This window comes from Chryseobacterium paludis (genome assembly GCF_025403485.1).
In the GTDB taxonomy this organism is placed as follows: Bacteria; Bacteroidota; Bacteroidia; order Flavobacteriales; family Weeksellaceae; genus Chryseobacterium; species Chryseobacterium paludis.
The window spans coordinates 2,757,022-2,773,841 of the sequence record NZ_CP099966.1; the positions used below are offsets into that span (position 1 = coordinate 2,757,022).

The window sequence follows — 16,820 nt, forward strand, 5'->3', positions numbered from 1 at the left end:
TGCTATGCTAACATTTCTTGGGTTTTTGATGATCCTCATTTTCATGGTACTCATCATGAATAAAAAAATGACACCTCTTACTGCTTTGGTGATCGTGCCGGTAGTAGTTGCTCTCATTGCAGGATTCGGTCCTCAGCTTGGGGACATGATGAAAAATGGAGTCAAAGAAATAGCGCTTACCGGCGTCATGCTGATTTTTGCTATCCTCTATTTTAGCTTAATGATCGACACCGGACTATTTGAACCATTGGTTAATGTAATATTAAAAGCCGTTGGAGATAATCCTATTAAAACAACCATAGGAACAGCTATCCTCACCACATTGGTTTCGCTGGACGGAGATGGCTCTTCTACCTATATTATCGTAGTCGCTGCCATGCTTCCCCTTTACAAAAAACAGGGACTGAATCCACTTATTCTTACCTGTATCATTATGCTTGCTGGTGGTATTATGAATATTCTTCCCTGGGGTGGGCCCACTGCCAGAGTCATGAGCTCCTTGAAACTTGGACATACAGAAATTTTTGTCCCTATGATTCCCATTATGATTTTAGGAATCTGCTGGGTGCTATTTGTCGCTTACATTCTAGGTTTAAAGGAAAAAAAACGAATTGCAAAACATGGAAAATACACCAATTACAGTGGCAGTGATATTGTTGGGGAGGTAGACCCCAAACTTCTCCGTCCAAAGCTTATCTGGATCAACCTTGGACTTACGGTCGTTCTTTTAACGGTTATGATTTTAGATCTCGTTCCCCTTGGGATTGCATTTATGATTGCATTTTGTATCGCTTCTGTTATCAATTATCCAAAATTAAAGGACCAGCAGAAAATAATGTCCAAACATGCAGGAAATGCATTATCCGTGGCGGGGATGATCTTCGGAGCAGGAATTTTCACAGGAATTCTAAATGGTTCCGGTATTATGCAAGCTATGGGAAACAGTATGATAGAGATCGTTCCGAAAAGCTGGGGTAGTTCTTTAAATATTATTACAGCCGTATTCAGTGTTCCGTTAACCTTCTTTCTTACCAATGATGCTTATTATTTTGGAATACTGCCTATCATTGCAGCTACAGGTCATCAGCTTGGTATTCCACCGGATATATTAGGAAGAGCAAGCCTTGTAGGACAGGCTTCTCACCTTTTGAGTCCGCTGGTTCCTTCAACTTATTTACTGGTTTCACTTGCGGGTGTAGAATTTTCTGATCATTTAAAATACACACTCAAATGGGCTATCGGATCATCTATTGTTATGTTATTGGGAGCACTGCTTCTTGGAATTATATAGCTGAAATTAGTTTATAATTATTATATTTCAAACTTATAATTATAATCAGCCATCCTTTTACGCAGAGAATAATAATTTTGAAATGAACCTTTTCCATACAAAAAAAACATTCACCAGCAGATATTTAAAAAATCTTACGCTGTATGTCTTCGTAGCCATCATTGGTGGTGTACTTGCCGGACATTACATTCCTGAGATAAGTATTAAGCTTGGTGTTATCAGCAGATATTTTTTTATGGTTTTGGAAATGATCATACTGCCCATTATTTTTATGGCGATTATTTATGGGATCTGTCATTTATCAGATATCAAAAATGCAGGAAGTGTGGTCTGGCATACCGCTCTTTATTTTTTAATTATAAGTTCAATAGCCATTTTACTGGGATTTATTTTTGGTATTGCTGTGCAACCCGGTGCCAATACAGGAATTGAGCTAACTAAAATAAATACAACCCTCCCAAAGAATTTTGAAATCAATGACAGCTCTATAACGTCTGTTATCTATCTTAACAGACATGGTATCTTTCTTATTACCTCCATTATTATCGGAATCTATATGAATCTGTCGAAAGGAAGGGAAAAGTTTATAAAAATATTAGATCGGGGTCTTGATATTTTTTATACCATCATTAAATATTTATATTTCACGCTCCCTTTTATTATTTTTTGCAACATCGCTTATGGCATCGCTGTATATGGTATCAATACCCTTCTGCCACTTAGCAAAGTTGTGGCAACCGTATACCTCACAGATATTGTTTTTATTTTTGGGATTTTAGGACTTGTTTCCTATGTATTCAAATTTAATCTGTGGAAATTTCTTGTCAGTATCAAAGAGGAAATCATTCTTGTCGTTACTACATCTTCTTCGAAAACCGCATTCCCCATTATTTTTGAAAAAATGGAATCCCAGGGGTACAGCAGAAAGATTTTAAGATTTATTATTCCACTTGGGTATAATTTCAATCTTGCCGGAGCCTGTATCTATATTTCTGTAGCCTGTTGTTTTCTGATCCAGTTTTATCATATTTCTTTAAGCCTTAATGATTATTTATGGCTTTTTGTCATTATTTCCATTACCTCAAAAACAGCTTCGGGAGTTCCTGGATCTGGCTTTTTGGCCCTTATATTTACTTTGAATAGATTTGGAAAAATTCCGGTGACTGATTTAGCATTACTTTACAGTGTAGACCGTTTTATGAATGAAGCAAGATCGGTAACCAATTTTATTGGCATTGCTGTTTCAGGTGCTGTAATTTCAAAAATCAATCAGCCTTTGGAGAAAAATGAAGTGACAGAATTCAATAATAATTAATGCTCCTGAGAGGTCCATTTCTTTTTAGAGGTGCTAAAATAGTCCCACACATCATCATAGTTCTTTACAGGTATTTCCGGTTTTATTTCTGATGCCCTGTTTTCTAAATCCTTTATTTTTTCGCTTTCAGAAACAGCACCAAATCTGTAGTTTTCATGGGTTGTTTTCACATAAATTAGATGCCGGAACATTCCATTTTTATAAGTGTCTTCAAAGATGCCTATCTCCTTCATTTGACCAAAAGGAATGGTTTCCAAATTTGCCGTTCGCGTAATAATCAGATCATTTTGAGTGATGATAAACATGGGTAATATTTGATTGGTATTAAAAAAAGTAAAGCTTTTATTCTGCATTTCTATTTTTCGCCAATCCTTTTCGGGTAACCTTTCAATAACAACTTTTATTCTGTTATATCTCTTTCGGATCATACGCCAGAAGAAAAAAACAATCAAAAGAAACAAGATAAATAAAATAATTTCTGTTGGACTGCTTTTATTTAGATTTTGCAGATTTATTTCATTTTGGAAAGTCACTATAAAAACTACAGCAATCAAACTAAAAAGAAGGAATGCATACAGATATTTTCTTATGCTGACTTTTCTTAAAACCTGTTTCTTTTTTTCATTCATTTAGAAATAATTTTCAACAGAAAAGTACAAAAAAACGCCTTACAAAAAAGTAAAGCGTTCTTTATATAGATCATTTATTGTTTTTTAAGGCCTCCTGTCACTAATTCCCCCAGTTATTTCTTGCCCAGACAACCAGAGCAGGTAACATGTCTCCTCCCGAAGCTACAGAATGAAGATTTGAACCGAAAAGTTCCCAATCTGTTTCATTACCATGATGAACTCCTATAGCATACATCTGTCCGTTAGAGAACCAACTGTACAATGGTGAACCCGATGCTCCACTTGCCTCATCAGCATAAGATTCTATCTGGGTGCTGTCTACTGTTCTTCCATCCGGTAATTTAACATCATCACCGTCGTCGTCATCCACAACACTGATACTGCTTTGGTAGGTTGGTCTATTTTCCCCTTTATCATACGGATAACCTGTCATCGTCCATACATTCATGTCTTCCCAATCGCTGTTATAGCTTTTGGCTCCGAAGTACCCTGTCGTATCTCCAATATTATCATATAATTTTACGACCATCATATCATTACCCACATCACTTTGATAGGCTATATAACTTTCTCCGTAGGTGTAGAATGAGTTTCCATAAATTGATCTTCCATCGTAATAAGCAGGTATTACTTTTATCATCCATGATTTGTATGGCTGTTGCGGTCTCATATGTCCTGAAGTCATCAGAATTTTTCTACCGACCATAAATCCGGTTCCCCGCCCTTGATATGACCAGGGTGATGCGTCAGTTAGCTTAGTATAAACCTCTACTCTACAGACACAACATTCAGGATAGGTATTAGGATAAATATTCACTCTGTTATCGCTGCCAAAAATCGTGGTGTGGTTGGCACTTTTCGTAACGATTCTGTTTAGTCGGTTTCTCTTTGCAGATTTGGTATTTGCAAAAACTACTTTAGGATGCAGTCCAAGGATATGCGTTTCCGGAACAAAAGCTTCAGCTTCGGTCACTTTTATTTTCTCAGACTTGATTTTAGTCTGAAGTTTTTCCATAGAAATAATTTCTTCCGTTTTACCTGGAATCCCCCAGTCAAATGGGGAGATCTGATCTAACTGACCTAATTCCTTATTCAGTTTTGATACCGAAAGCTTCGCTGAATCTTTTACCTTTTCAGTGAGCCTAAAACTTTTGGCAGCATCTGTAATAAAAAGATTTCGATCCAATTCTTTAGTTGGACGTGGGTTCTCCTGTTCCAATAACAACTCCTTAGGAATTGGTGAGTCGGCTGGAACACCTTGAAAGATTTTTTTTAATTTTTCCATTTTTTTAATTTTATGATGGTTTGGTTTAACAAAGGTGAAGCAATGCAACAGCAAATACTCTAGTGGTATCCCTGCTTTTATTCAGTACAATCCCCGCAATCGATCGCAGTATAATCCACAGGGTATCAATTTATTATATTTTATTTTTTTTCTACATAAAGAGAAAATTGCTTATATTAGAAGAACCAAAAAACAAATACTGTTTAACTCGCTAAACAGATAGTCAAAAGTCCCAATTGACTTTAAATGTTTGGGGTCATCAAAACAAAATATTTACTTATGAAAAATGCTAAATTACTAAGCAGAGACGCACAAAAATCCATTCAGGGAGGTGCCGCGAGACTTGTTTGTTGCGAACGCGACGATAACGGAAAATGTACTCTTTGGATCGGACCAGGGCAAAATTGTCCTTAATCAAAAGACCATTACAGTTAAATACAGGCCGGAATTTTTCCGGCTTTATTTTTTATTGTTCTGCCAAAATTTCACACCCGAAATAAAACTCTGCCATTTTTAACTGTCAATGATGAACAATGAACCCTGAACTTCATTTGGCACACATTTAGAGAATTTGAATGCAGAAATAATTAAAAAAAGATATATTATGTCAGTAAACTTTAAACCACTAGCAGATAGAGTTTTGATCGAACCAATCGCTGCAGAAACTAAAACAGCTTCAGGTATTATTATTCCGGACACTGCAAAAGAAAAACCACAAGAAGGTACAGTAGTAGCAGTAGGTCCTGGTAAAAAAGATGAGCCTACAACTGTTAAAGCAGGTGACAAAGTTCTTTACGGAAAATATTCAGGTTCTGAATTAAAATTAGACGGGAAGGATTACTTAATTGTAAAGGAAGGAGATCTATTAGGAATTATTGGATAAGATTCCAGATTTCAGATTTCAGATTTTAAACTGGATAAAAAATTAATTTAAAAATAATGCTTGGCGTCTAATATCTGACGTCTAACATCTAATATCTAAATAAAATGGCAAAAGAAATTAAATTCGATATTGAATCAAGAGACGCTTTAAAGAGAGGGGTTGATGCATTAGCAAATGCGGTAAAAGTAACTTTAGGACCAAAAGGTAGAAACGTTGTGATTGAAAAATCTTTCGGGGCTCCACACGTAACTAAAGATGGTGTTTCTGTAGCAAAAGAAATCGAACTTGAGGACAGAGTAGAAAATATGGGAGCGCAAATGGTAAAAGAAGTAGCTTCCAAAACTAATGATATCGCAGGAGATGGTACAACTACCGCTACTGTTTTAGCACAGGCTATCGTAAGAGAAGGTCTTAAGAATGTAGCTGCTGGTGCTAACCCAATGGATCTGAAAAGAGGGATTGACAAAGCAGTAACAGCTGTTGTTGCAAGTTTAAAAGCTCAATCTAAAGAAGTTGGAGATTCTAAAGAAATGGTGAAGCAAGTAGCTTCTGTTTCTGCAAACAACGACGAAACAATCGGATCTTTGATCGCTGAGGCTTTCGGAAAAGTAGGTAAAGAAGGAGTAATCACTGTAGAAGAAGCTAAAGGTATCGATACAACAGTAGATGTTGTAGAAGGTATGCAGTTTGACAGAGGATACCAGTCTCCTTACTTCGTGACTAATCCTGAAAAAATGTTAGCTGAAGTAGAAAACCCTTACATCCTTTTAGTAGAGAAAAAAATCTCTTCAATGAAAGAATTGCTTCCAGTTCTTGAACCAATTGCACAAAGCGGAAAATCTTTATTAATTATCTCTGAAGAAGTGGAAGGTGAAGCTTTAGCTACTTTAGTCGTAAACAAATTAAGAGGTTCTCTTAAAATTGCTGCCGTAAAAGCTCCGGGATTTGGTGACAGAAGAAAAGCAATGCTAGAAGATATCGCGATCTTAACAGGTGGACAGGTTATTTCTGAAGAACAAGGTTTCACGATGGAGAACGTTTCTTTAGATATGCTTGGAACTGCTGAGAAAGTAACAATCGATAAAGACAATACAACGATCGTAAACGGTGGTGGTGAAGAAAGCAAGATCAAAGGTAGAGTAAACCAGATCAAAGCTCAGATGGAAACCACTACTTCTGATTACGACAGAGAAAAACTACAGGAGAGATTAGCTAAATTAGCTGGTGGTGTTGCCGTACTTTATGTAGGTGCAGCTTCTGAAGTTGAAATGAAAGAGAAAAAAGACAGAGTAGATGATGCACTTCATGCTACAAGAGCAGCTGTTGAAGAAGGTATCGTTGCAGGGGGTGGTGTTGCTTTAGTAAGAGCGATCACTGCTTTAGAAAACCTTACAGGAATTAACTCTGACGAAACGACAGGGATCAAAATCGTAAAAAGAGCAATCGAAGAGCCATTAAGACAAATCGTTGCTAACGCAGGAGGTGAAGGTTCTGTAATCGTTGCTAAAGTTGCGGAAGGTACTGGAGACTTCGGATACAATGCTAAAACTGACGAGTATGTAAACATGCTTGAAGCAGGAATCATCGACCCTACGAAAGTAACAAGAGTTGCCCTTGAAAATGCAGCTTCTGTATCAGGAATGCTTCTTACGACTGAGTGTGTAATCACTGAGATTAAGAGCGCTGAACCTGCTATGCCAATGGGAGGTGGAATGCCAGGAATGATGTAGTAGCAAGTCGCTAAGACAAATTTAATATACTAACCGCTCTATTTTATAGGGCGGTTTTTTTTGTTTAATACTGCTTTATAACATTCAACATTGGTTTAGGGATTTATATATTTTTGCAGCACCAAAATTAACCAAGAAACATATTTTCAAAAGTTACAAAGTTTCATATATTTGACAATTGGACTTTACTTAAAAAGAAAATCAATAAAAATATAATGACACTAAAAATAAAAAATTATTTCATTGTTTTTTTTAGAACTGCACTCTCTTTTTTTTCAATCTCCCTGCCATTTATTTTTACCGAAGGAGCATATCAAAATATGATTTCACAAGGCCATTATTTATGGTTTAGTTACTTTATTTTAATCTTTCTATTCATAATTTTCCTACTAGTGAAAAAGAATTATTATGAATTGATACTTGCTAATATTCAAAACGAAAATCTAGTCTATCGTAACTTCTTAATAATAAAAAAGACTATACACTTAAACGATATTCTTGGATATAAAAATGGAGTTGATGATGATGGAAATGAATTTATAAGTCTATTCGATGATAAAAACAAAAAATTGGTAACTTTAAAAATAAACATATATTCCAATGTACCTGAATTTGTAGAAGCTTTACATAGTAAACACATTGGATATGAATTGACCTCTTTTCAACATGTAATTGAGAGGATTAAAAAAAAATTTACAAATAAATAAAACTTCGTATCACATTACATTGCAAAATACAACTTCTGTATATGGAATGCTTTTAACAAATGAAAGTATAATCACTGAAGCGAAAAGCCCTGAACCTGCTATGCCAATGGATGGTGGAATGCCAGGAATGATGTAGTAGCATGTCACTGCGACAATCTAATATACTAACCGCTCTATTTTTACAGGGCTTTTTTTTTGGATATAAATCCAATAAAATACTATAATACCTATTCATTATATCGAAGCTTTCTGTAAATTAGAACCGGATAGAAAATTAACCATGAAGCAAGTCTTAAACTGTGTTCTTATCACCATTATTTCAATTTTACTGGCTGGAATGTATGGAATACTGCACGATCAAATTACATTTACCATTTCACCTGAATATTATACCCTTTTTAAGTTTCCACAGTTTGGAATTGAACGGTTACACTTAAATACCCGAATCAAAGTCGGAATCGTTGGATTTCTGGCGACTTGGTGGGTAGGTCTTTTTTTAGGAATAGTATATGGCTTAATCTCTGTGTTTCTTGATCCCAAAAAAGTACTCAAAGTGACAATCCGATCAATCTTAATCAATCTCTGTGTTACGATTTTATTTGGAATAGTTGGATACCTATATGCCTTTTTATTTTTATCCCCTGAAAGCACAAATTGGTATATTCCGAGTAAGACTAAAGATGTTCACAGTTTTATAAATGTTGGATCAATACATAATTTCGGATACATTGGAGGGATTATTGGGTTATGTATAGGTGTGATATATCAAATAAAAAAAACAGGAAAGAGCATCCTGTAAATATGTTTCAAAATATTTTACTACAGAATGAAAATTAAATTGTTCCCCATACTATCTATTCTTTCGATGTTTTATGGTTGCGGTTTTGGAAATCCAGAATGGAGAATTGATCAATTATACGTCCAAAAAATCGAAGGAACATCAAAGGTTATTTATAATTTCAGTGCCTGGGGAGGACTTGATTCAAATCCACATGGATATATCATTTTAGATTCATCAAAAACTTTCAAAGTTGAAGTTGAAAAAATTCTTCCATTTTATAACCTATCAAATATTCCTTCTAAATATGATATTGAGGGAGTGAGCCATGAATGTTACGGAACTTGCGGAGAATCGTATTATAAAAGTGTACCCATTTTCAAACCAATAAAAACTATAAATTCCAAAGACGAAGACATTAATTTAACAAACAGAATATATCAATATCGAGGATATTCAGACCATGAAAATGGATTGCAAAGATTTGTATTTGAAAATTTTAAAGAAACAAAGGATAGTTTATTCTTTTATAATTTAGATGATATAGAAAGTATGAACGGAATACACCTTGACGAACTCAAGTTAAAAAAAGGTGACATCTACTTACAGTTGGGTAAAAATACAGATATAAAAAAAATAATTGCTGATGAAGTCATCATTCACCCAAAGACAAAATTACTCGTAAAAATTAGGCACATTTCCCTAACTCCAAAACATAAAATATCAAATACTGAAATATCAGAAAGAGGAATATTTAGAGAAGCAAAAATTCCAAAATAGTCATGTATATATGAGTTAACCAATCGTGATCAAATTCAAGATATTTTATATAGAATTTGTTTACAATCCAAAAGCTTCCAGAAAACAAAGAGTATTTAAGAAAGATCAACCAACTTAGATAAAGAAACTTCTAAAGCATTGGCAACTTCAAACAATGTATAAAGTGTAGGATTAACTTTCCCATTTTCTAATTTTTCAATTGCCTGACGGTCTTTACTGCAAGCCCGAGCAAGGTCTGCTTGGCTCCAGCCCTTTTGCTCACGAAGCTCAATTATTCGTTTACCGAGTTCTTTCTTTAGTATTTCTCTAGTCACAAATCAAATGTCAGCTAATTTGTTGACAAAAATGTCATATAAAAAGTTGACAGTTTAAAAATTTGATCTACATTTGTCATATAATTATATGACAATGGCTAATTTAAGAAAACTTAAAATATATCGTAAATACCAAGCCAGATCATATGGTTTGACAACGATACCAGAAATTAGGCTGAAGGGAAAATGGCTTGAGAAACTTGGTTTCAAAGAAGGAAAAAGTATTAGCATAGAACTAAAGAAAAATAAACTGACAATTACTCTTAATAATGAAAAGGAATAATACCTCAATGTTGTGCAAAGTCTTTCTAATTTAATACGATAAATAAATCCTAGATCAGAAAACTTTGGATAACGAATTAATTATTATAAAATTCGAGCTTTGTAATCTATTAAACTTTATTTTTGTGATTCAATTCTTCAACCAAATACAAAGCACTAATCCTTCAGCTGTAATATTTAGAAGAAACATTATGACAATAAAAGAAGTAAAAAATCTAGACTGTTCCATTTCAAGCTTTCAATTGATAAAAAAGGAAAGTGAAAAGTATTGGGAAAAAGTTGATTTAGAAGTTTGTTGGGGACTTCAAATTCAGGAAGGAAGTAAATGGAAAAAAGGATTATCAGAACATCAATTAGAAGATTTCCAAAGACAATTAAACATAATTTTCCCAGAGTCATTAAAGAATTTTTACAGAACAATGAATGGGCTCGATAGACCAGGAATAGATAATAATGGTGGCTACGGAGAAATTGATTTTGGTCCTATATTTTATTCATATCCCGATGACATTCCCACAATAAAATCAAGAATTGAATGGATAATGGAGGATAATAAGGTGACTGAAGATATTATAAATGAGCAAAGTGTACCTGCAATCTTTCCCTATTTTGGACATCGCTTTTTAATACTGAATGATGAAGAGATTGTTCTTTCAATGTATGGCACTGACATTATATTTTGGGCTGACAATTTATCAAAGGGAATCGTAAAAGATATTTTTTTACTTTATTCAAATAATAAGGCAAAGAAAATCAATACAGATTCATTTTGGAACAAAAAAATAGGATCGCTAACAAGAAGGTGACTCCCAATGCTTAAAGTCTGGAGACTTCGCAGAGTAAGAAGATCTGTTGTACAAACCTTAAAAATTTATATTACCAATGAAAATAAGTTTATCAATATTATTCTTTATTTTTTCTAATTTGCTGTATTCGCAAGCCCCTAAACTCATTGAAGATATAAAGGATAAAGCAGCATTTTACACATCAAACGTAAAAAATTCTTGGGAGAGAGAACCTATTTATATGGGAAACTTTCAAAAAGAGATCATTAATAAATTTGAAGATAATAGACTTCTAGCAATTGAAAATCATTATGAAAATCCATGTAATAAAGGTTACATAAAAAGGGAAAAGAATTCTTTTAAAAATGCATTTGAAGGTAAGGTTACTATTTTTGTTGATACAACTCAAAAAATAAAATTTTCAAAAATTGTTTATCATACAAATAGTTCAAACACCTTTGATTTCTTTTATGCAAATCCTGTAATTTTGACTAATAATGATTTACAAGATGTTCAAATTGGATATGGATACTATATTCCTTTAATAATGCAGGCACAAAATGAAAAAGGTGAATGGAAAGATATTGAAAGTTATTATGCTGCTGATTGTGGCACCTGTTTAAGTATGATTTATTTTAAGCCCAACGAAATTACAGTTACAACTTCAGTAATCTATGATGGTAATTATGAAACTAAATTACGATTAAGACTTGGTGAAAATAATTTTTCAAATGTATTTACTGGAAAGATAAGTAGATTACAATTAGAATAAATAGCTCTGCCACTAAAGGTCTTTTAATTTAATTTCAATAAAAAGTACGTTTAAAACAATTAATCAAAAAATGAAAAAACTCACTATCCTTTTAATTTTCATTTTCACCATCACTCTATTATGTGCTCAAAATCAAAGATTTACCTATGAATATTCTTTTAAAATGGATTCTTTAAATAAAGAAAACGTGGAAAAAGAAATCATGAATCTTGACATTACAAAAGAGGGTTCCAACTTCTACAGTGCTTTGCTCATCACCAGAGATTCTCTTTTTAAAGCAGAAATTGAAAAAGGAAAAGCTTCTCAATCTATGGTTTTTGATATGAGAAAAATTAAACAGGCCAAAGTTAATTTCCGGGTTTCCAAAGACTATCCTAATTTAGAAACGGTTTATCATACGTCCATGAGTGCCAGCAATGTCGCTTTAAAAGAACAGCATAAAATAAACTGGACTATTACCCCGGACACAAAAACCATTGAGGGTTTTAAGGTTCAAAAAGCAACCACTACTTTTGGTGGAAGAAATTGGATCGCATGGTTCACGAATGACATTCAAATACAGGATGGCCCCTATAAATTTTGTGGCCTTCCAGGCTTAATTTTAAGTATTGGAGACGATAAAGGAGATCATATTTTCAACCTGGTTGGAAGTAAAAAACTTAATTATGAACCTTTAATGATGAATTCAAGCATGAAAGAAATTTTTCTGACCAATGAAAAATTCAATAAGCTCTGGAATGAATATAAAAAAGACCCTGCAAAGAATATAAAAATCATGCACAATTCTTCAGAAATGTCAGAAACGATATTTTCTGATGCCAATGGAAATCCACTAACAAAACAAGATCTTATTAAAGGAAAAGAACAACGAGCGCAAGAAAGTTTTAAGAAAAATAATAATTTTATTGAAAGAGAATTATACAAATAAAAATATTGGTAAACAACTCTCTCAATATTGATCATCCTTACTTAATAAATTTACTCTTTTACCAGACTTATGAAGTTCAAATTTTTATTTCTGTTTATATTAATATCTATAAAATTTTTAGCAACCGGCCAGCAAACTAATTTTATCACAATACAAGGGAAAAAGTATAAACTACTGAATGATCCTTTAGAAAGCTATTTTGAGAAACATCCAGAAGATCATCCTGTTTATGGAGAAAAGTTTGTAAGAAAAAATGAAAACGGAGATGAAACATTTTCAATGACTACCTCAAACCATCGTGGGTATATTGCTTATTTTGAAATAATAGATAATGAATTATTTCTGGTCGATCTTACAATAACGGATCCTGACAGTGATTCAGACACACAAATTTCAATGTTCAACAAAATTTTCCCCAATAAAAAAACTAAATTGAACTATTCAGGAATTCTTACTGTACCGAATGGAGATTTTATTGATTCTGATAATTTTGGTTTTTCAAGCTACTATTCAAGTTATCTAATTCTTACTTTACGCAATGATATCTTAACTAAAAGCAAAGAGTTACAAAACGAGGAGTACATCAAGTTTAAAATAAAGCAGTTCAAAGAATTTCAAAAAACTAAAGAATATAGAATTGCATATATAAACTATCTCAAAAGTAACAAAGAGGACAAAGAATGGGATCTATCCTATGAAAACACCAAAGAATTATCAAAAGAAGAAATTAAAGAGATAAAGAAACAATATTCAAAGAAACCGACAAAAGATCAAATTGACAATTTTTTATTTATGATGTCGAATTTGGAAAAGGTGTATGTTGATTATTAACAATAACTTTATGAAAATATGAAATCAAAATTATTACTCCTTATATTTTTTGGCTCATTGTTAGCTAATTCACAAACGCTTACATTTCAAAATCTCAAAAATATGTCTGTAGGCAGAGGTGCCATAACCAGTGTAATCGTGAATGATAATATTTATGTAAGCAATGGGTATCAGGAAAAAGCAAGTGATGCAAAGTATATTGAGAAATACAATATCACTGATAACAGTTGGAGTGTTCTTAATTCTACTCTACTTCCCAAAAGATTTGCTAATTCGGAGACTTACAATAATAAAATTTATGTTTTTAATGGTTGGGGAAACAGCCATCTTGAAATTTTAGACCTTGCCACCAATACCATAACAAAGGGCGCTGTTAATCGTTCCTATACAGGAAATGCAGGTTCTGCAATCTATAATGGCAAAATATATGTGTTCGGTGGCAGCGGACTCAATGGAGCTGCAAAGACTGTATTTTCTAATAAATTCCAGTATTATGATATTGCTTCAAATACTTGGAATCCATTACCCAATATGCCCACAGCCAGAGAAGCAAAGGGCAAAATTGTTAATGATAAGCTTTATGTAATTGGTGGTTTTAATGGCACACCGTCTCGTCTGATCAATGTTTATGACCTCAACACTAATCTTTGGGTCGATCAATATACGATGCCTGCTGCTATATCCGGACACTCTTTAGCGGTATCCGGTGATAAGATTTTTATTGTAGGTGGTTTTAATAATCAATCTTTTCTGGCCTATTTTGATACTACGACTAATAAATTACATCAGCTATCATCCAATATGATTCCCAGAAGACACGCTGCAGCGGAAGTATATAACAATAAATTATACGTCATCGGTGGAAGTACAACGTCTCTAACCAGCTCAGCTATTAAAAGCATACAAGTAGCAGATATTAGTGAAAATATACTCTCTGGAAAGATAACGATGGAAGATCAAGTATTGAAAACAAAAGCCTTCGTCAATGCCTATAGAGACGGTTTTGTAATCAGTAATAAAAATAATAGCAATCAATTTGAATACACCATTTTCTCAATAGATGGAAAACAAATTACCAAAGGTTTTACCTACTATAATAAAAATATAGATTTATCAAAAGTACGGAAGGGAACTTATATTTTTCGTTTTAAAAATGAAAAAGGAATTTTAGAATGCATTAAAATTGTGAGATAATAATAAACCTTCAAATATGAACATGAACATGAATATCAATTCCATAATTCGTTTTTCCATTTTAACAATTACAACTCTATTTCTAAGCCAATGCAAAAATAGTTCGGAGGCTAATAAATACCGTGTAGGCCAGGAATGGAATTACAAAACCCGTCCCGGAGAAGAAAAATCGGCTCTAAAATTTTAAAGATTGAAGAATATCCACAGACCGGGAAAGTGATTCACATTTCAGTTAGCGGATTAAGGATGAAAAGTCCAAAAAGCCCTGGAGGCTTTGCAAATGAATTAAGCCATCTCCCGATTTCTGAAGAAGCATTGAACAAAAGTGTCACCAAAATACAAAATGAAAACGGCAAAATGCCTGACTCCACTGAAATGGACGGATATTCTTTTTGGAAAAAAGAGTTTGACAAAGGAGAGGCCGGAATCTTCAAAGTTCCAGTTTCTGAGATTGTGGGAGTAATGGAAGATCAAATTGTTTCAGGAAACTATACTGACTAAAACACCAATGTGCAAAGTAAGGAAGATTTGAACAGCCTAGAGTTCTTTATCTTTATAAAAATCCATGACCAATGAAAATAAAAATTATAACCTTTATCATTCTCGCCATAACAAATTCATTTTGTCAGGCACAACAATCAAATCCATATCAAATTGAAAAGCTTGGATGGGTAATTAACCTTCCGAATGATTTCACTAATATGAACCTGGAAAAGAAGCCTGTTCAAATAGTAGAAGCGAACAACAAACAGGAAATAAAAAAGATAAATCCAGTAACGGAAAAGGCAGAAGAAACTAGATTCCAAGGAAGAAATCACACAAACTTTCTGACTTTTTACAAAAAAGATACATCAAAAACCAATCTATTCAAAGAATCTGAAATCAAAAAACAAAATAATGATTTAATTGAATCATTAAAAGTAACCCAGCCTGAAGCTCGATTTAACAGTAAAATTACAGTGGAAAAAATCGATGGAGTTACTTTTTATAAAACAGTTTTGGAAAAAGATTTAGGAAATAATGTTTCACATAACTTTATTATATATCGCACCCTGATAAATGGATATGAAGCCAGTTTTACCATCTTTTACATCTATCCTACCCCAGAATTAGATAAACTTGTGAAAGCATTTGAAAATTCAAAATTTAAAAAATAAAAAGAGTTCCACCCTGTAACCTCTCCCAAATCTTCTGACTTCGGACAACTTTTACCAATGTACACAAAGAAAATTCTAAATCTAATCTTAGCTCTATTACTTCTTTCATCTTGCAAATCACAAAAAAAATTGCAGGGAATTTATAAATCTAACAAAGTTGAATTTGGTTTCTTCGTCACTAAGATCGACTTAAAAAATAGCAATGAATTTAATTATATATTTTCTGGAGATCTTCAGCATACAGAACTTTCTGGTTTCTACAAACGAAGCGGTCATAATCTATATTTAAAATTCGATAAGAATAAAGGAGAAATAGAATCCGTAAATGATTCATTAACAATATCCGACATATTATCTGGCAACTATCATAATTATGATTTAAAAATCGAAAATGGAATTAACTACCATTTAAAATATAAAATTCAAGGAAATAAACTATTTGCTTATAGAATTGACAATGATAGACTCGTTAAAAAATCAAAGGTATATACTAATAAAAAGAAGTTTTTGCTTTTAGGTAGTAAGTGGAAAAATAAAAGAAGTTATCTTAAAAAAATTAAATAAGTCCCGCTACACAACCATCGTATACATATCTTAAAATCATTAATAATATATTTAAAACCGCTTTATTTTATACAAAGCGGTTTTTATTTAATAAAATAATTTATCTTTGTAACTAAGATATTTATCTACTAAGCATTATGGAAATCACAGAAGAAGTCGTTAAACTGAGAAAATTAAGCCAACAGTTTGCTTATACTTCCATTCAAATGCACGAAAGCATTGGAAGGAAAATAGGACTTACGGGTACTGATCATAAATACTTAGGATTTTTACTACAAAAAGGAGCAATGACGGCTGGTGAACTCGCTGTCATCACAGGATTAACAACCGGGGCGGTAACAGGATTGATCGACAGATTTGAAGCAAAGAAACTGGTTAGCCGACAGGCTGATAAGAATGACAGGCGAAAAATAAATATTGTTCCTGACATTGCACGAATCACTCAGTTAATCACTCCTTATTATCGAGATTTTCAGAATAATACCGATCAGCTGTTTGCTTCTTTTTCATCTGAAGAATTAAAAACTTTAGAAAAATATTTTCAAAATGCCATGGAAATCATGAACAACAAAATTGAAACAATCAACCAATAGCT

General features: G+C 33.1%; 21 protein-coding genes. 18 read left to right on the forward strand and 3 right to left on the reverse strand.

Annotated features, from left to right (window positions below; all coding sequences use genetic code 11):
• The first annotated feature begins 4 nt into the window (after window positions 1–4).
• Together NG806_RS12400 and NG806_RS12405 are read left to right on the forward strand one after the other, a co-directional pair.
• Window positions 5–1,291, forward strand: coding sequence for a CitMHS family transporter (locus tag NG806_RS12400; RefSeq protein WP_261509878.1), 1,287 nt, complete (start codon window positions 5–7; stop codon window positions 1,289–1,291).
• An 82-nt stretch (window positions 1,292–1,373) separates the two neighbouring features.
• Window positions 1,374–2,606: a cation:dicarboxylate symporter family transporter gene (locus NG806_RS12405; RefSeq protein WP_261509879.1), complete on the forward strand. Its 1,233-nt coding sequence runs from the start codon at window positions 1,374–1,376 to the stop codon at window positions 2,604–2,606.
• Here the strand turns inward: NG806_RS12405 and NG806_RS12410 are convergent.
• Both NG806_RS12410 and NG806_RS12415 read right to left on the reverse strand, forming a co-directional pair.
• Complete coding sequence (locus tag NG806_RS12410; protein ID WP_261509880.1) at window positions 2,603–3,235, reverse strand: hypothetical protein; 633 nt, start codon at window positions 3,233–3,235, stop codon at window positions 2,603–2,605. The genes NG806_RS12405 and NG806_RS12410 overlap by 4 nt on opposite strands.
• 100 nt (window positions 3,236–3,335) lie before the next feature.
• Entirely contained in the window at window positions 3,336–4,520 is a 1,185-nt protein-coding gene (locus NG806_RS12415) for a trypsin-like serine peptidase (protein WP_261509881.1), read from the reverse strand.
• A 279-nt stretch (window positions 4,521–4,799) separates the two neighbouring features.
• Between NG806_RS12415 and NG806_RS12420 the strand changes: the two genes are divergently transcribed.
• The 6 genes from NG806_RS12420 to NG806_RS12445 all read left to right on the forward strand — a co-directional run bounded on the left by NG806_RS12420 (window position 4,800) and on the right by NG806_RS12445 (window position 9,398).
• A complete protein-coding gene (locus tag NG806_RS12420; protein ID WP_261509882.1) occupies window positions 4,800–4,934 on the forward strand; it encodes a hypothetical protein in 135 nt (44 codons plus the stop codon).
• Between the two features lie 190 nt (window positions 4,935–5,124).
• Complete coding sequence (locus NG806_RS12425; RefSeq protein ID WP_089027780.1) at window positions 5,125–5,403, forward strand: co-chaperone GroES; 279 nt, start codon at window positions 5,125–5,127, stop codon at window positions 5,401–5,403.
• A gap of 104 nt (window positions 5,404–5,507) precedes the next feature.
• Window positions 5,508–7,133 (forward strand): chaperonin GroEL, encoded by a 1,626-nt coding sequence (gene groL / locus NG806_RS12430; protein ID WP_214828049.1) that lies wholly within the window; start codon window positions 5,508–5,510, stop codon window positions 7,131–7,133.
• A gap of 215 nt (window positions 7,134–7,348) precedes the next feature.
• Window positions 7,349–7,840 (forward strand): hypothetical protein, encoded by a 492-nt coding sequence (locus tag NG806_RS12435; RefSeq protein WP_261509884.1) that lies wholly within the window; start codon window positions 7,349–7,351, stop codon window positions 7,838–7,840.
• A 280-nt stretch (window positions 7,841–8,120) separates the two neighbouring features.
• Complete coding sequence (locus tag NG806_RS12440; protein WP_261509885.1) at window positions 8,121–8,639, forward strand: hypothetical protein; 519 nt, start codon at window positions 8,121–8,123, stop codon at window positions 8,637–8,639.
• Between the two features lie 27 nt (window positions 8,640–8,666).
• A complete protein-coding gene (locus NG806_RS12445) occupies window positions 8,667–9,398 on the forward strand; it encodes a hypothetical protein (protein ID WP_261509886.1) in 732 nt (243 codons plus the stop codon).
• A 95-nt stretch (window positions 9,399–9,493) separates the two neighbouring features.
• Here the strand turns inward: NG806_RS12445 and NG806_RS12450 are convergent, their stop codons facing one another.
• The gene (locus tag NG806_RS12450; RefSeq protein WP_261509887.1) at window positions 9,494–9,712 is read right to left on the reverse strand and encodes a helix-turn-helix transcriptional regulator; all 219 of its coding nucleotides are present in this window, start codon (window positions 9,710–9,712) and stop codon (window positions 9,494–9,496) included.
• Window positions 9,713–9,806: 94 nt separating this feature from the next.
• On the opposite strand from NG806_RS12450, the gene NG806_RS12455 reads away from it, so the two are divergent.
• From NG806_RS12455 to NG806_RS12500, 10 genes are all read left to right on the forward strand, one after another.
• On the forward strand, window positions 9,807–9,995 hold the full coding sequence (locus NG806_RS12455; RefSeq protein WP_261509888.1) for a type I toxin-antitoxin system SymE family toxin: 189 nt from the start codon (window positions 9,807–9,809) through the stop codon (window positions 9,993–9,995).
• A gap of 190 nt (window positions 9,996–10,185) precedes the next feature.
• Window positions 10,186–10,800, forward strand: coding sequence for an SMI1/KNR4 family protein (locus tag NG806_RS12460; protein WP_261509889.1), 615 nt, complete (start codon window positions 10,186–10,188; stop codon window positions 10,798–10,800).
• Between the two features lie 76 nt (window positions 10,801–10,876).
• Window positions 10,877–11,551, forward strand: coding sequence for a hypothetical protein (locus tag NG806_RS12465; protein ID WP_261509890.1), 675 nt, complete (start codon window positions 10,877–10,879; stop codon window positions 11,549–11,551).
• A gap of 70 nt (window positions 11,552–11,621) precedes the next feature.
• Complete coding sequence (locus NG806_RS12470) at window positions 11,622–12,479, forward strand: GLPGLI family protein (RefSeq protein ID WP_261509891.1); 858 nt, start codon at window positions 11,622–11,624, stop codon at window positions 12,477–12,479.
• A 69-nt stretch (window positions 12,480–12,548) separates the two neighbouring features.
• Window positions 12,549–13,310, forward strand: a complete 762-nt coding sequence (locus NG806_RS12475) for a hypothetical protein (protein WP_261509892.1) — start codon at window positions 12,549–12,551, stop codon at window positions 13,308–13,310.
• Window positions 13,311–13,328: 18 nt separating this feature from the next.
• Complete coding sequence (locus NG806_RS12480; RefSeq protein ID WP_261509893.1) at window positions 13,329–14,504, forward strand: T9SS C-terminal target domain-containing protein; 1,176 nt, start codon at window positions 13,329–13,331, stop codon at window positions 14,502–14,504.
• 135 nt (window positions 14,505–14,639) lie between these two features.
• Window positions 14,640–15,005 (forward strand): hypothetical protein, encoded by a 366-nt coding sequence (locus NG806_RS12485; protein ID WP_261509894.1) that lies wholly within the window; start codon window positions 14,640–14,642, stop codon window positions 15,003–15,005.
• A 71-nt stretch (window positions 15,006–15,076) separates the two neighbouring features.
• Entirely contained in the window at window positions 15,077–15,661 is a 585-nt protein-coding gene (locus NG806_RS12490) for a hypothetical protein (protein WP_261509895.1), read from the forward strand.
• Between the two features lie 57 nt (window positions 15,662–15,718).
• A complete protein-coding gene (locus NG806_RS12495; protein ID WP_261509896.1) occupies window positions 15,719–16,225 on the forward strand; it encodes a hypothetical protein in 507 nt (168 codons plus the stop codon).
• 137 nt (window positions 16,226–16,362) lie between these two features.
• Window positions 16,363–16,818 carry a MarR family winged helix-turn-helix transcriptional regulator gene (locus NG806_RS12500; protein ID WP_261509897.1) on the forward strand — a complete coding sequence of 152 codons (456 nt, stop codon included), beginning with the start codon at window positions 16,363–16,365 and terminating at the stop codon, window positions 16,816–16,818.
• Window positions 16,819–16,820: the final 2 nt, after the last annotated feature.

What these genes read in the sequence shown, in the direction of transcription:
- NG806_RS12400 (WP_261509878.1), top strand. Translation starts at nt 5, where the DNA reads ATGCTAACATTTCTTGGGTTTTTGATGATCCTCATTTTCATGGTACTC.
- NG806_RS12405 (WP_261509879.1), top strand. Translation starts at nt 1,374, where the DNA reads ATGAACCTTTTCCATACAAAAAAAACATTCACCAGCAGATATTTAAAA.
- NG806_RS12410 (WP_261509880.1), bottom strand. Translation starts at nt 3,235, where the DNA reads ATGAATGAAAAAAAGAAACAGGTTTTAAGAAAAGTCAGCATAAGAAAA.
- NG806_RS12415 (WP_261509881.1), bottom strand. Translation starts at nt 4,520, where the DNA reads ATGGAAAAATTAAAAAAAATCTTTCAAGGTGTTCCAGCCGACTCACCA.
- NG806_RS12420 (WP_261509882.1), top strand. Translation starts at nt 4,800, where the DNA reads ATGAAAAATGCTAAATTACTAAGCAGAGACGCACAAAAATCCATTCAG.
- NG806_RS12425 (WP_089027780.1), top strand. Translation starts at nt 5,125, where the DNA reads ATGTCAGTAAACTTTAAACCACTAGCAGATAGAGTTTTGATCGAACCA.
- groL (WP_214828049.1), top strand. Translation starts at nt 5,508, where the DNA reads ATGGCAAAAGAAATTAAATTCGATATTGAATCAAGAGACGCTTTAAAG.
- NG806_RS12435 (WP_261509884.1), top strand. Translation starts at nt 7,349, where the DNA reads ATGACACTAAAAATAAAAAATTATTTCATTGTTTTTTTTAGAACTGCA.
- NG806_RS12440 (WP_261509885.1), top strand. Translation starts at nt 8,121, where the DNA reads ATGAAGCAAGTCTTAAACTGTGTTCTTATCACCATTATTTCAATTTTA.
- NG806_RS12445 (WP_261509886.1), top strand. Translation starts at nt 8,667, where the DNA reads ATGAAAATTAAATTGTTCCCCATACTATCTATTCTTTCGATGTTTTAT.
- NG806_RS12455 (WP_261509888.1), top strand. Translation starts at nt 9,807, where the DNA reads ATGGCTAATTTAAGAAAACTTAAAATATATCGTAAATACCAAGCCAGA.
- NG806_RS12460 (WP_261509889.1), top strand. Translation starts at nt 10,186, where the DNA reads ATGACAATAAAAGAAGTAAAAAATCTAGACTGTTCCATTTCAAGCTTT.
- NG806_RS12465 (WP_261509890.1), top strand. Translation starts at nt 10,877, where the DNA reads ATGAAAATAAGTTTATCAATATTATTCTTTATTTTTTCTAATTTGCTG.
- NG806_RS12470 (WP_261509891.1), top strand. Translation starts at nt 11,622, where the DNA reads ATGAAAAAACTCACTATCCTTTTAATTTTCATTTTCACCATCACTCTA.
- NG806_RS12475 (WP_261509892.1), top strand. Translation starts at nt 12,549, where the DNA reads ATGAAGTTCAAATTTTTATTTCTGTTTATATTAATATCTATAAAATTT.
- NG806_RS12480 (WP_261509893.1), top strand. Translation starts at nt 13,329, where the DNA reads ATGAAATCAAAATTATTACTCCTTATATTTTTTGGCTCATTGTTAGCT.
- NG806_RS12485 (WP_261509894.1), top strand. Translation starts at nt 14,640, where the DNA reads ATGGAATTACAAAACCCGTCCCGGAGAAGAAAAATCGGCTCTAAAATT.
- NG806_RS12490 (WP_261509895.1), top strand. Translation starts at nt 15,077, where the DNA reads ATGAAAATAAAAATTATAACCTTTATCATTCTCGCCATAACAAATTCA.
- NG806_RS12495 (WP_261509896.1), top strand. Translation starts at nt 15,719, where the DNA reads ATGTACACAAAGAAAATTCTAAATCTAATCTTAGCTCTATTACTTCTT.
- NG806_RS12500 (WP_261509897.1), top strand. Translation starts at nt 16,363, where the DNA reads ATGGAAATCACAGAAGAAGTCGTTAAACTGAGAAAATTAAGCCAACAG.